Here is a 14,224-nt window from a genome sequence, read left to right on the forward strand (position 1 = left end):
TCAAATATAATGGACAAAGTTTGATATTATTTGCCTTAACTTGACAAATGGATTTCAGAACTTGAAATCGGCTTTTGCCCAGAAGGTGCGCCCCGGTTCTCGCACTTGATAATGGGCGGGAAAACCAAAGCCGGCATCGCCATCGCGGTTCAGATGTTCGAAATAATCCTTGTTAAAGACGTTATCGACCCCGCCGGTCAAAGCCACATTTTTTGAAATCTTGTAGCTGCCATTCAAAGAAAAAACACCAAAGCCCGCGCTTTTATCAAAGTCTTTCCCCACAACATTGCCTTTGTTTTCGGCAATACGCGGTTGATTGGCAACAAGCCTCAAAAGGCCGCCAATGCTCCATTTTTCTTTTTGATAGGTGAGGCCGAGCCTTCCCTCCAAAGGTGGAATTTGCGGCAAAGCTTCATTGTCTGTGGTGTTTTTTCCCCACGAATAGGCAAGACTTGAATCAAACTTCCAGACATTGAAGAACATATGGGAAAGCCCCAACTCGCCCCCCATAATGGTGGCATCGACATTCGATGCTTTTGACTGCCCGCTTGAATAGTCGAAGAGAATATAATCATCAATCCGGCCGACATAAGCGGATGCCCAGATATTGCTGTTTTCCCCGCTATATTGCGCACCGAAATCAAGCTGGGTGGTTTTTTCGGGCTTTATGCCGTCAAATGCATTGAGTGAGTTAGCGTCGGATTGTTTGGGGGAAAACAGTTCCCAATAATCGGGGAAACGCTCGGCATGGCCAAGCCCGATATAGGTTGTAAGCGGTATTTGATCGAGGTCGCGCTCATAACGGAGAAAACCGCTTGGCAATGTTCTGTCGCGCTTGTCGCCATCTGTCGGACTTGTGTTTCGCTCATCCTTCGCAGAAGCCCAATCAAGTCTGCCGCCAAAAACAAGGCGTTGATTTTCGGCAAAGCTCCATGTGGCTTCACTGAACAGTCCGTAATTGAAAAATACCGCATCCTTATCCCAACCGTGAATGCTCATCATATTGCGGCTTTTTCTTTTGCGGTGGGTGTTGGTTTGAATATCAACTCCGCTCACGAGTGATAAATCGCCTAAATCCCAATTGGTGGTAAAGTGGCCGCCCATGGTGCGCCGGTCAAGGCGCGATTCCATCGGCATGGACGACATATCCATTGCGCCCATACCTCCCATTCCACCCATGCCGCCTATGCCATTCATGCCGCCCATTCCGGCCATCGGATTTCCGCTTCCCATCATATGGTTCATATCCATGGCCCCCATAGCGGACATATGCCCCATATGACCGGTGCCCGTTTTGCCTGTGCTGGTAATACCGATTGGCAGTGGGGATTTGATGGTCGCAAGGTGGCGCAAACGGAAATTATCCATAATGTGATCGGCATAATTATAGTAAAATTGCGCGTCGATCTTGGTAAGCTTGTCATTGATATTTTCTTTGATAAATTTGGCTCCAAGCGATTCCCGCTTGAATTGGCTGCCGTCCATGGCGCGGCCTGCATAGCGGGCTTCGCCATCACCGCCGCCGCCGGAAAGCTCGAACAATGTATTTTCGTCCGGAGTGAACCCCAAAAACATATCGCCATTCCATTTATCCCATTTTGAGGGAACACTATTGCCATCGCCATCATGGTAATCATGGGAAAGTGCTTTATTACCGATAATCCGGACATAGCCGGGGCGTGCCCCGACAGTGCCATCAAGGCGGGATTCAAAGCGGCTATTGGAACCGATGACAATGCTGGAATCGCCTTTAACAGTCGGTTTGTCAAAATGTTGCGGGTCGCGTTCAAACAAAATCGTTGCCGCCGAACCGGTGGGGCCATAGCGCACAGTTTCGGGCCCCTTCACTACCGTGAGCCGGTCATAGCTTTCAGGCGAGATATAGGATGTCGGATTATCCATCCGCCCCGGGCAGGCGCCCATAATCGTGCTGCCGTCATTGACAATATTAAGACGCGAGCCGAATTGGCCTCTAAAAACGGGATCGCCATTGGTGCCGCCATTGCGGATGGTTGCAAAACCGGGAATGGTTTTAAGATAATCGGCGCCGTCCGAAGCGGGAATAGGTTGGCGTGGGTCTTTCGGATTTGTAACAACAGTGACTGGTGAAGACATAGCAGCCGATGTAACGATCACGGGTTTTAGAACCATGTTTCCTTGGTTCTCGGCCTTTGCGGCCTCTTTTTGTTCGGGACTTATTGGCGGGGTTTGAATCGGCGTTATCGTGCTCTTTTCGTTTTTTATAGCCGTTTCGGCTTTTGCACCCGTCGGCATTATCATGAGCAGGGTGGAAAGGGCAGCAATGGCACCAATTGCGGCAGACGATGATTTTAGTGCGTCCGAGTACGCACTAAACCGTCTGTCGGTATGAAAGAGAGAATCCATTTTATAAAAATCCGTGAAGAAAAGTGGATTGAAACTTTGTCAGGCATGGAAAACAAACGGGAATTGCCATGAAGGACATTCTCCGAGCCTCGTTTTTTGTAAGGCTTTAAACCATGCGTTTTGACGGTTAAAAAACAGGCTGACCAAGTTTTATAATCACAATTGAAAACTTAAAAAAAATAGCAGCAATGACTTGCGCCACGTTGTTAAAAAGACGCGGCCATTTTTTTAAAAATTCGATGTTCTGATATGTTGAACCTGTCAGCTTATGAATGAAAATGGAGGTGAGCGCGGCGAGGCGTTGGATTTTACAAAAAAGGTGCCGAAGGTTACCGTGTCATAGGGCAGTAAAATCTCGACGAGGAAGAGGCTATGCGCGCCGATTTCAACGCTATCGGGCGGAGTGAGCATTGATGCGCCGATGCGGCAGGCATGACACGCACCCAATTCATGACATGAATTGTCATTATGGTGTTTTTTGCTTAATTTTTGCGGTTTTGAAGATACGTTTTTCGAGCAAATGTCGCTATCGAAAACCATATGGGAATGGTTCTGCCGAACGCTTTCATGATGGTGAGAAGAGGCGCTTGCAAAACTGTTCGGTGCAACCGGAAAATTTCGATTATGGGCAAAGGCGAGGTTGAGCAGTGCGAAAATGCACAACACCCTGATAACCACGGAAAATGGTTTGCTCGTCCCGATCATTTCCAAAAAAAACTTTCCCTTTTAAGGAAACTATTCTCCAGTTCGGTTTTTTTTGCAAGATAGGCCAAAACAACCAACAGGATTTTTTAAAAAAATTAGTAGTAGGGGGCGGAGTTATAAATCATCAGGAAGGAGGCGTCAGAAGAAAAATGCAGGATGAATGGGAGGAGAAATTTAGGCCTTTAGAGGAAAGAGAGAGGCTTGTCCCACGGTTTTTAAGCTGATGCCGTACTTTTTCCCTATATCTCCGTTCGAGTGTTATTTTTTGCGAGCTTTTAAAAAAGAACGTGTTTCAAGAAAAACTGCTTTTCCATTGATGAATTTTTCTAATAGGCCTTGTGAAAAAGAGGCCGGTTTATGAGCGGGCTTCAAGCGTTTATAGGTGAAGAAGACATTTCAAAGAGCCTTTGCTTATCTCGTTGCTCTTTCATGATTTTATTGTTCAAGGAGAAAATCATGCGCCCTTTTATAATTTGCCATATGATGACATCGATTGACGGAAAAATCGTGGAAGATCATTGGTCCGAGCCTTATGACGGGAGCAAAAATGATGAGACGACCATTTCCTATTATGACCTTAGCGACAGTTTCAAGTGCGACGCGGAAATGCTGGGGCGCGTTACAGTCCAAAGGCATTTTGCAAAGCAGGAATTCAATGCCCCTCATCCTGTAAGAGTGATTGACCCGCAACCTTTTATCGGTAAGCGCGAAACAAAACGGCTATGCATTGTTGTGGATCGCCATGGGCGCATCAAATATGAAGGCAACAAAATTTGCGGCGAAAACATTATCGTCATTTTGAGCCAAAAAATATCGCAAGCCTATTTGGAACATCTTCGTAGCTTGAAAATTTCCTATGTCTTCGCCGGTGATGACGGAAATGACCTTGTGGCAGCCATGGAAAGTCTCGGGCATTTTTTCAATATAAAACGAATTGTTTTGCAAGGTGGCGGCACGATTAACGGAGCATTTCTGGAAAACGGGCTTATAGATGAATTGAGTGTGATGATCTATCCCGGTATTGACGGGCGCAAAGCCGCACCTTCCTTATTTGATTGGTCACCTCGCACGGATAATAGTGCAACGGGAGAAAAGGTTTTGGTGAAAGCAAATCCGGCCGCCGGCCAGTCACTCGAATTGCTGGAGGCAAAAAACGCCGGTCAGGGTGTCATTGCACTACGCTATAAAATACACCACGAGAAAAATCGGGAATAATAAGCGTTAAAAGCAATGGATCGGGCTTTCGGCAACGTATTTAACAGTTGCCGATGAAAAAACGCAATCATTTAGCCGTTTGAGCATGAAGGAACAGAGCTGATAATTTTGTCGAACGCAATTGATCTTTTTGCTAAAAATGTTTCCCTTTGGCTGAAACGCATCTTCTGACTGAATCGGCAGTTCTTGATTTTCGATTTTGCCGGAGATTTACAAAAATTGCGATATAATCAGGAACGAGGGCATTTTATTCAAACACCTGTTTTATTATTCAGACACTGATTTTTATTGTCTTCAGACACCAATTTCAAAAAGCGTTGTTTCATCCGCTTAAAAATCGGTTGAAGCGGCAAGTTGTTCTTGCCCTTTGAAGTCTTCAAGCCGCTTTTTTAAAACCTCGATGGTGGTTTTTAAAGCACCTGAACCGAGCACCATACGTAATGGTGCGGGCGTTCTATCAACACTTTCGATAATGCGGGCGGCCATGCGTTCGGGATCCCCCGCGGCCAAACCGTTTTTCCGATCAAGTATTTTCTGGAAAGCATGGGCGGGCGTGTTGTCATAAGCTTTTATAGGCTTTGCAATTTTTGCGCTTTTATAGCGGAATTCGGTTCTTGCCCCACCGGGTTCGACAATCGTCACGCCAATATTGAATGGCGCCATTTCTTGTGAAAGCGAGTCACAAAATCCTTCTATGCCCCATTTTGTCGCGTGATAAAGCGAATTTCCGGCAAAAGCGACTTCACCTCCATAGGAGGAAATCTGGATGATACGCCCATGTTGCTTTTTCCTCATAATGGGCAAGAAGGCGCGAATGAAGTCGATCGAACCGGTGAGATTGGTTGCGATAATATCGTCAATTTCTTTATCCGACAATTCTTCGGCAGCTCCGAACAATCCATATCCGGCATTGCTGACAATCACATCGATTGTTGAAAACAATTCTTCGGCTTTTTGCCCAAGTTGTTTCACAGCTTTCCCGTCTCTCATATCGACAATTGCGACATTAAAATTATCAGGATAGCGGACAATCAAGTCTTCAACAGGTTGAGTTTTGCGCACAGTTCCCAATACGTTATCGCCGCGGCTTAAAACCTGTTTGATCATTTCATAGCCGAAACCGCTTGAAACACCGGTTATCACCCAGTTGCGTTTGACCATCTTTTGAAACCCTTTGACAAGATGCATTTTCAAATGCGTACAGTCTTTTATCGACTATGCGCGGCTACTTATTATGAGCGAGATTAATCCGAAAAGCACTTTTTCCGAAAGCGGGCGCAAGAAACTAGACTTTATGCAAAATTTTCATAGAACAAGCTGATTTGCCAATTTTTGGCCCTCGAAGTTTACCGGTCAAAAAAATAGTTTAAGTCGTCAATATAAAAAAAGAATCTCAGGCGGAGGTGGTAGAAATATCAGGGAAACAGGAAAACAAATCTGCAACAATGCAACACTGGGAGGTTTAGCGGACAGGATGAAAAACGCGATGGAAAAAACCGGAATCGCGCATGGAACGAACCTTTTTAGAGGCCTTCTCGGAAATTGAAATTCAAAATGTGTGGGCGCATAATCTTATAAAGCTTTATAGCGCAAACAATCGATAACCAGTTGAAAAGCAGCGGTGTGTTGGCGCCGTGTTGGATAATAGAGATAATATCCCGGAAAAGGTGGGCAATAATTTTCAAGAATGCGTTTAAGCCGACCGCTTGCTACCCGTTCGACCACAGCGTCTTCGGTTGTATAGGCAATGCCGAAACCGGCTTCGGCAGCATCCAATGCCTGATCGATTGTGTTGAAGCTCAATTGCCCTTCGACCCTTATTTTACATTCATGGCCATTTTCTTCAAATTCCCACACGTAAAAACCGCCGGATGTTGGCAATCGAAGATTGATGCACTGATGTTCAAGAAGATCACGCGGCGTTTCGGGGACAGGATGTTTTTCAAGATATTGTGGTGAGGCGACAGCTGCCATGCGGAGATCCGGCCCGATTTTTAGCGCGATCATGTCCTTTTCGACCTGTTCACCAAGCCGCACACCGGCGTCGAAACGTTCGGCCACAATGTCGGTCAAGGCATAATCAATCGAAATTTCGAGATGAATATCGGGATATTTTGCAAGAAGCGGGTAAAGCTTGGGCCATAAAATGGCTTTTGCCGCATAATCGGGCGCGGTTATGCGGATTGTGCCGGATGGGTGGTCGACTGTCTCACAAAGGTTTTTAAGCTCGCTTTCCATCTCCACAAGATGGGGCGTGTAAAGTTCCAAAAGCCGTTCGCCGATATCGGTTGGAGCAACCGAACGTGTGGTGCGGCGCAACAATTGTAAATGGAGACGTTCTTCCAGATTTTTTATCGAATGGCTCAAAGCCGATTGGGATATGTTGAGCTTCCGGGCTGCCTTGGTAAAGCTTTTTTCTTCGGCAACAACCATAAAGGCCATAAGATCGGCGATATTTTCTCGAAGCATAGGTGCGCCCTTTATTATCATGATAAAACGGGTCTGGCATGATTAACACATTGAGCTACTCCGTTTCGACAAAAGCAACATCCATATTTGCCTTGAAGCCGTTCCGGAAGCAATGCTGAACAGTTTGAATAAAACAGAATATATAAAGGACAAAGGCAAAATAGAAGTGAAAACCATTGTCACATTATCCTGCAATGAGAGGCGATATTCTATAAAGCAATGTGACATTCAATTTTTCATGCCGCAAATAATACGCATAGAATAACGGGTTGCGAAAATAACCGGCACTTGCGCGCAAAAACACGGTGAAGAATGCCGGTGTGAGATACACGACTTGAAATCACGAGCTGACATACACGCAGCAAGAGATAAGCCAAAGATAACAACGGAACGGAGAGAAGAGGGAGTTATTTTTGCAGTGCTCTATAGGCTCTGACAATCAACCTTTCGGATTGTTTGAGATAGGCCTTGAGAAGGCGTGCTGCTTTTTTCGGCTTTTCTTTTTTTAAGCTTTCGACGATATCGCGGTTCATGGTGATAAAAGGCTGATGGAGCGATTGTAAATCGGTAACCAGACCGAAGATTAGCCGCAACTCGATTGTGATTTCGGAAAATAACCGGTCAAGCCGCGGACTGTTGCCAAGGCTTACCAGCAATTGGTGAAATTCCATATCGGCAGTGCCGACATCCTGCCATTTTTCTTCTTCACAAAGTTTTTCTGCTTTTTCAACCACCTTGTCCATCAAAACGACAGAGGGATGAGGAAAATTTATGTTGCGCACCGCGCCCACTTCGATAATGCGGCGCGCATTGTAAACATCGATAATTGTATTGAAGTCGGGAACTGTTACAAAAACACCGCGATTGGCACGATATTCGACAAGTCCGTTTTTGGTGAGTATCCGGAATGCTTCCCGCAATGTATTCCGTGAAACCGACAATTTTTTTGCAAGCATTGCTTCGCTTAAATGCTCGCCCGGATGATATTGGCCATTGATAATGCCTGTTTCAATCGCTTTGACTGTTTGGTCTGTAAGCGATATTTCGTCTTTGCCGGTTTTCATAATCCTTCCCACTCCTCAATTTTTAACCGAGCGCAAGCGCTCGCGCAAAGTCTTGAATTGAAATGCATAAAACCTGATAGCAAAATCGCAATCCTCCCGTTTAAATATCCTCCAAATATATTTACAAGTTTATTTGAGAAAGAACATGATTGCAATGTCTAACAATCAAAGTTAGATTGTTCAACAATATAAAATAAACAAAAATCTATATTCTGCAAAAGGGAGGTTAGAATGAAATCAATTGATTTGAACAGCGATCTTGGTGAAAGTTTTGGTCCCTGGAAAATGGGCGAAGATAGCGAAATGTTGTCTATTGTTACCAGTGCCAATGTCGCTTGTGGTTTTCATGCTGGCGACCCTGCCGGAATGTTGCGCACACTCGAGGCAGCCAAGAAGAATAATGTGCGCGTTGGTGCCCATATCGGCTATCGTGACCTTGTGGGCTTCGGACGCCGCAATATGGACCCGACCGATAGTGAATTGACGGGCGACGCCATTTATCAGATCGGGGCGCTCATGGGGCTTGCCAAAGCGGCAGGAACCAAAGTTTCATATGTAAAGCCGCATGGCGCGCTCTATAATACAATTGCCCATGATATGCGTCAGGCGAAAGCCGTTATCAATGCGATCAAAGCGGTTGAGCAGTCGCTGGTATTGATGGCATTGGCGGGCTCGGACATTATTCCTTTTGCGCGTGAAGCCGGAGTTGTTGTGGTGGCAGAAGCTTTTGCCGACCGTGCCTATAAGAGTGATGGTACACTTTTATCCCGCCGCGAAAAAGGTGCTGTGCTGAGTGACCCCGCTAGCGTTGCCGAACGTATGGTGAAATTTGTCGAGACAGGAAAAATTACCGCGATTGATGGCAAAGAGATTACCCTTGATGCACAGTCAATCTGCCTTCATGGCGACAGTCCGAGTGCCGTATTAATGGCCAAAGCTGTCAAAGCCGGTCTTGAAAAAGCCGGAGTTTCTTTAAAGCCATTTGTTGATTGAGGGGGTGTCTTTGTTCCATGCGCTTTCTCGGTGTCAATAATTCGGCCTTTCTGATCGAGCTTGCCGATCTTGAAGAAACATTGGCTTTGTTTGACCGTTTGCAGCAAGAAATTCGGCGCGGAGAGAAAGATCTGCAAGATCAAGAAAAACTTCGAGCTATTGTCGAAATTATTCCGGCAGCGCGGACCTTGCTTATCAGATTTGATCCCTTGCTTGCCGATGAAAACACATTGGAGACAAAAATTGCGGGATTGAAACTTGAAAAAGGGCAACAAAAAAGCGGTAAACTTGTCGAAATACCGGTTGTCTATGACGGGGAAGATCTTGACGATGTTGCCGCTCTTTTAAAAATTGACCGTGAAGATGTTATCCGTCGTCATACAGAAAGCCATTATCAGGTTGCTTTTTGTGGTTTTGCTCCCGGTTTTGCCTATTTGACCGGCGGCGATCCCGTTTTTAATGTTCCAAGACGCGCATCACCACGAAAATCTATTCCCGCCGGTTCTGTTGCACTTGCAGGGAAATTCGGCGGTGTCTATCCGCAACCGAGCCCCGGTGGCTGGCAATTGATCGGGCGGACAGACGTTAAAATGTTTGATCTCGATCGCGACCCGCCTTCACTTTTAAAACCTGGTGACAGAGTGCATTTTGTCGATGTGACGAAAGACTATTCTGCACATTCCAAAGGGACGACAAGCCTTTCTTTGTCACGAAATGACGAGGCCGGTTTAGCAAAAACGTGTGATAAAACCGAAGCAACAGAAATCGGGAAAGCAACGGGCATCGGGAAAACGGGCAGTCATGACAACGCCGGAATTTCTGTCCCCGAAACGAGCTTAACGCCTGAAGAAGATGCGGTTTTCAAATTGGTAACTACATTGATGCCGGTGACGTTTCAGGATCGCGGGCGCTTGTTCCAATCCTCGCAAGGGCTTTCTCCTTCAGGGGCGCTTGACCAGAAAGCAATGGCCAATGCCAACCGGCTTGTCGGCAATCCGCGTGAACAACCGGTGCTGGAATTCACCTATGGAAATGCGCGTATGAAAGCATTGCAACCATCGGTTATTGCTTTTACCGGTGCTAACCTGCCGATTACCGTCAAATCGGCTAAAAGCACGGTTTTTGTTTTTGAAAAAAACACGCCCCTTGCCATTGATGAAGGCGATGAAATCATTCTCGGACGACCATTCACAGGCTTTCGCAGTTATATGGCTTTGCGTGGCGGTTTTAAAGTTGAACCGGTTTTAAAAAGTGCGTCTTTTGACAGTCTTTCCAATTTGGGGCCGAAACCGCTCGTGGCAGGTGACAAGGTCTTTATAGCCAATGATAGCCCTTTGCAGCCGGTTTTATTGTCGCTTGATGATCCTTATTCCTTGCCGGAAGCAGGCGATAAAGTGGTGCTTGATGTGGTTATGGGGCCGCGTACCGATTGGTTTACAGAGCAATCAATTGCAATGTTTCTTGAAAAACCGTGGCAAGTAACGGCAGCTTCCAACAGAATTGGCATAAGATTACAAAGTGACGCCCGTCTCGAGCGCTCGCGAAGCGATGAATTGCCAAGTGAAGGCACGGTGACTGGCGCAATAGAAGTTCCTGCAAATGGCGAGCCGGTTTTGTTTTTGCGTGATCGGCCTGTTACCGGCGGTTATCCGGTCATTGCCAATCTTATTGAAGATCAGATCGACCTTGCAGCACAAATTCCGATAGGGGCTTTTATCTGCTTTCGCGCCGTCAAAAATTTTTATGATAGCGAGCAGAAAAGCTTGAAGAGCGGTGCCAATAAAACTTCAACAACATCATGAAATCCTATGGAAATAGCAAGAACCGGAAAACATAAAGGCGAAACACCGGCTTTGCGAAAAACAAGAGACAGGCTCGGTCAGAAAAATTATAAATTTACAGTAATGGGGACGTCCATGAAAAAAATATTGATTGCCAATCGTGGAGAAATTGCATTGCGCATTGTTCGTGCGGCACGCGATTACGGTGTATCTTCGGTTGCAATTTATGCCGATATCGACAGTTCGGCACCTTTTGTCAAAGAAGCAGACGAGGCTTTTTGTCTTAAGAGTGACAGGCCGGAAGAAACCTATCTTGATGGTAACAAGATTACTGAAATTGCCAAACGTTCGGGGGCTGATGCCATTCATCCAGGCTATGGCTTTTTGTCGGAAAGTGCCGAATTTGCGAAAGCCGTGATTGATGCCGGTCTCATCTGGATTGGGCCTGATCCGGAGGTAATTGATCTTTTGGGCGACAAGCTCAAAGCCCGCGCAGTTGCAAAAGAGGTAGGCGCGCCGCTTGTTGCCGGTAGCAACGGTATGATTACAAGTGGCAAGGATGTTATCGCATTTGCCGAAAAATATGGCTTTCCCGTTGCAATCAAGGCCGCGCATGGCGGCGGCGGGCGCGGCATGAAGGTCGTATGGAAACGGGAAGAGGCTGAAGAGCTTTTCCAGTCGGCTGTTCGTGAAGCGGTTCAGGCTTTTGGCCGTGGCGAATGTTATGTCGAACAATTTCTTGACCGTCCCCGCCATGTGGAAGCGCAGGTAATTGCCGACAAAATGGGACATGTTGTGGTGCTTGGCACGCGTGATTGCTCATTGCAAAGGCGCAACCAGAAACTTGTCGAGGAAGCGCCGGCACCGTTTATTTCAGAGGCAGTTGAAAAACGTTTGAAGGAAGCAGCTACGAATATTTGTCGCCACGTCAATTATAGCGGCGTCGGGACGGTCGAATTCCTGTTGGGGCGCAATGATGTTGTTTCGTTTCTCGAAGTCAATACGAGGTTGCAGGTCGAACATCCGGTGACAGAAGAAACAAGCGGGCTTGATGTGGTGGTTGAACAATTCCGTATTGCCGACGGTTTGCCTTTGACAATTGATAAAACGCCGTCACCTATCGGCCATGCCATTGAATTTCGCATCAATGCCGAGGATGTCGGACGCGGATTTTTGCCGTGTCCGGGAAAAATTACAAAGTTTTCGCCTCCCTCAGGCCCGGGTGTGCGGCTTGATAGTGGCGTTCGAGAAGGCGATGTAGTAGCCCCGCAATTTGACTCGATGATTGCAAAATTGATCATTACCGGAAGAACCCGCGAAGAAGCGTTAAAGCGTGCAGCACGGGCTTTGAAAGAATTTGAAATTGAAGGTGTTGCAACGGTTTTGCCGTTTGACCGGCTTGTTGTTCAACATCCTGATTTTATTGGAGAAAACGGCTTTAAAGTTTATACACGCTGGATCGAAAACGATTTTGCCGAAAAATTGGCTATGGAAAGCAGAGCCGATAAAATTGAGCCGCAAATCGAGCGTTTCGATATTGAAATCGACGGAAAGCGGGTGGAACTCGGTTTGCCCTTCCGGTTTTTGAAATTGCTTGAAGGGGCAGGAAACGCAGCAAATAGTGCACAAAATCCGCATTCCGATGATGGGAAACAAGTGAAGGCCGATAAGGGCGCTGGTGATATTGCTGCACCAATTCCCGGAACAATCAAGGCTTGGCTCAAAAAGCAAGGCGAAAAAATAGAAGAAGGCGCAACGGTTGCGGTGATGGAAGCCATGAAAATGGAGACTGAAATTAAAGCCGAAACAAGTGGAACACTGGAAATCGTGAAACCGGAAGGCAGTATCACCAATGTCGGGGAAGTGATTGCCCGTATCCGCTAGGAATCGCAACCTTTAAAAAATCGGTACTCGGAATTTAAAACCGTTTTTAAAACGGAGAAGCCAAGAACGGGAAAACTGCCGGTTTGGTAGTTAGGACAAGCGTGCCGAGAGAAAGACCAGCCTATAGAAAAAGGCTGGTTTTCTTTAAGAATGATGATTGTTACAAAATCGAACAATGTTGCCGAAATTTCGGGTGTCCATCCACACCATGATGTGTTTCGTGAGCATTAGTTACAAGTGCGAACGAAGCCCGAATATCGGCCTGCTTGCGCTTGAATAAATCAAAATTTCATGCCCGTTTTGCAGTTTTAACCTTTGCTGTTGTCAGCAACAGTGCGGTTTCCGATTTTGACCTTTCGGCGACGGAAGTCGCCCGTGCAAAGACTGCTCATTCGAGAAAGTTAATCATTCTTGCCGATCATTCAAAATTTTCCAAGCCGGAGCCATCCGCGGTTGCACCTATGGAAGATATTGATTATCTCGTAACTGATAAAAAGCCCGATATGATGTCGGATGAAAATTATAACAGTTTGGCGGCAAAGTTCTTGTGCGGCTCTTGATCCTTGTTGCCAAAACCGAATTGTTGTTTTGGCGTTCTTCGGGAACATTGTCGTTTCCGAAACCTTCACCAACAATGCAGGAAAGAGTTGGAAAGGTTACCCGTGTCACCTAAAAATAATTGTTCTAACCCTTTGCCGGAACATTATGTGACCCGTTATTATAAAAGTGGTCCGCTCAATGCGCTCACAGATGTTGCCGGTGTCAAAGTAGGCCATGTGACGATCAAGGAGGGGGACGCAATCCGCACCGGCGTCACAGCAATTGTGCCGCATTCCGACAATATTTTCCAAAACAAAATACCGGCGGGTTTTAGTGCATTTAACGGTTATGGAAAATTTGCAGGCTCTGTTCAGGTGGAAGAACTTGGAGAGCTTGAAACACCGATATTGCTCACCAATACGCTTGCAACCGGTCGCGCGATTGAAGCACTGATCTATTACACTTTGCATGAAAAGGGCAATGAATACGTAACATCCATCAATGCTGTTGTCGGTGAAACCAATGATTCACGGCTGAATAATATCCGTCTTTTGCGCCCGAGCTTTGATGAAATGCTCGAAGCTTTGAAAATTGCACGCCCCGGCCGGTTTGAAGAGGGGGCAGTGGGTGCTGGTACCGGCACAGTGGCCTTCGGTCTTAAAGGCGGTATCGGCACGGCCTCGCGCCTCGTAAAAATGGACGACAAAACCTATACAATCGGTATCCTTGTGCAGTCGAATTTTGGCGGGCATCTTGGAATTCTCGAAAAAAGCGACATAAATCACCCCGTACCGAGTGCGGATAAAGACGGGTCGATTATGATGATTGTTGCAACCGATGCGCCCCTTTGCCCAAGACAATTGAAACGGCTTGCCAACCGGACATTCGGCGGGCTTGCCAAAAGTGGAGCAGCTTTGAGCAATGGCTCGGGCGATTTTGCACTTGCCTTTTCGACGGCAAAAGAACTTCGTCATAGGGAAGAAGAATCGCATTTGGTTGATGTTCCCCATATTGACGATCGCGCTCTTTCGCCCATGTTCGAGGCGGTCATAGAAGCAACCGAAGAAAGCATTTTACGGTCTTTATGGATGGCTGAAGATATGTCGGGCGTGAATGCCGCAACCATGAAACCTTCGCATTTTACCTCGCTTGCCACACTTATCAACAGTGCCGCAACAGACTGATTTT

At 46.5% G+C, this 14,224-nt stretch carries 11 protein-coding genes; 6 read left to right on the forward strand and 5 right to left on the reverse strand.

Features of this window, described 5'->3' with window-relative positions:
* Window positions 1–54: 54 nt before the first annotated feature.
* Both PEB0122_RS04240 and PEB0122_RS04245 read right to left on the reverse strand, forming a co-directional pair.
* The gene (locus tag PEB0122_RS04240) at window positions 55–2,151 is read right to left on the reverse strand and encodes a TonB-dependent copper receptor (RefSeq protein ID WP_225867796.1); all 2,097 of its coding nucleotides are present in this window, start codon (window positions 2,149–2,151) and stop codon (window positions 55–57) included.
* Window positions 2,152–2,646: 495 nt separating this feature from the next.
* On the reverse strand, window positions 2,647–3,090 hold the full coding sequence (locus PEB0122_RS04245; protein WP_075915576.1) for a hypothetical protein: 444 nt from the start codon (window positions 3,088–3,090) through the stop codon (window positions 2,647–2,649).
* Between the two features lie 456 nt (window positions 3,091–3,546).
* On the opposite strand from PEB0122_RS04245, the gene PEB0122_RS04250 reads away from it, so the two are divergent.
* On the forward strand, window positions 3,547–4,305 hold the full coding sequence (locus tag PEB0122_RS04250) for a dihydrofolate reductase family protein (protein ID WP_075915748.1): 759 nt from the start codon (window positions 3,547–3,549) through the stop codon (window positions 4,303–4,305).
* Window positions 4,306–4,635: 330 nt separating this feature from the next.
* Here the strand turns inward: PEB0122_RS04250 and PEB0122_RS04255 are convergent, their stop codons facing one another.
* From PEB0122_RS04255 to PEB0122_RS04265, 3 genes are all read right to left on the reverse strand, one after another.
* Entirely contained in the window at window positions 4,636–5,466 is an 831-nt protein-coding gene (locus PEB0122_RS04255; RefSeq protein WP_075915750.1) for an SDR family oxidoreductase, read from the reverse strand.
* Between the two features lie 411 nt (window positions 5,467–5,877).
* Window positions 5,878–6,774 (reverse strand): LysR family transcriptional regulator, encoded by an 897-nt coding sequence (locus PEB0122_RS04260; RefSeq protein WP_075915578.1) that lies wholly within the window; start codon window positions 6,772–6,774, stop codon window positions 5,878–5,880.
* 407 nt (window positions 6,775–7,181) lie between these two features.
* The gene (locus tag PEB0122_RS04265) at window positions 7,182–7,838 is read right to left on the reverse strand and encodes a GntR family transcriptional regulator (protein ID WP_075915580.1); all 657 of its coding nucleotides are present in this window, start codon (window positions 7,836–7,838) and stop codon (window positions 7,182–7,184) included.
* 231 nt (window positions 7,839–8,069) lie between these two features.
* On the opposite strand from PEB0122_RS04265, the gene PEB0122_RS04270 reads away from it, so the two are divergent.
* From PEB0122_RS04270 to PEB0122_RS04290, 5 genes are all read left to right on the forward strand, one after another.
* On the forward strand, window positions 8,070–8,831 hold the full coding sequence (locus PEB0122_RS04270) for a LamB/YcsF family protein (RefSeq protein WP_075915582.1): 762 nt from the start codon (window positions 8,070–8,072) through the stop codon (window positions 8,829–8,831).
* A 17-nt stretch (window positions 8,832–8,848) separates the two neighbouring features.
* Window positions 8,849–10,633, forward strand: a complete 1,785-nt coding sequence (gene pxpB, locus PEB0122_RS11705; RefSeq protein ID WP_075915584.1) for a 5-oxoprolinase subunit PxpB — start codon at window positions 8,849–8,851, stop codon at window positions 10,631–10,633.
* A 114-nt stretch (window positions 10,634–10,747) separates the two neighbouring features.
* The gene (locus tag PEB0122_RS04280) at window positions 10,748–12,496 is read left to right on the forward strand and encodes an acetyl/propionyl/methylcrotonyl-CoA carboxylase subunit alpha (protein ID WP_075915752.1); all 1,749 of its coding nucleotides are present in this window, start codon (window positions 10,748–10,750) and stop codon (window positions 12,494–12,496) included.
* A 272-nt stretch (window positions 12,497–12,768) separates the two neighbouring features.
* A complete protein-coding gene (locus tag PEB0122_RS04285; RefSeq protein ID WP_075915586.1) occupies window positions 12,769–13,056 on the forward strand; it encodes a DeoR/GlpR family DNA-binding transcription regulator in 288 nt (95 codons plus the stop codon).
* 147 nt (window positions 13,057–13,203) lie between these two features.
* The gene (locus tag PEB0122_RS04290; RefSeq protein WP_225867784.1) at window positions 13,204–14,220 is read left to right on the forward strand and encodes a DmpA family aminopeptidase; all 1,017 of its coding nucleotides are present in this window, start codon (window positions 13,204–13,206) and stop codon (window positions 14,218–14,220) included.
* The last annotated feature ends 4 nt before the right edge of the window (window positions 14,221–14,224 follow it).

This window comes from Ditibartonella apis, from assembly GCF_001952075.1.
GTDB classification, from domain to species: domain Bacteria; phylum Pseudomonadota; class Alphaproteobacteria; order Rhizobiales; family Rhizobiaceae; genus Bartonella; species Bartonella apis.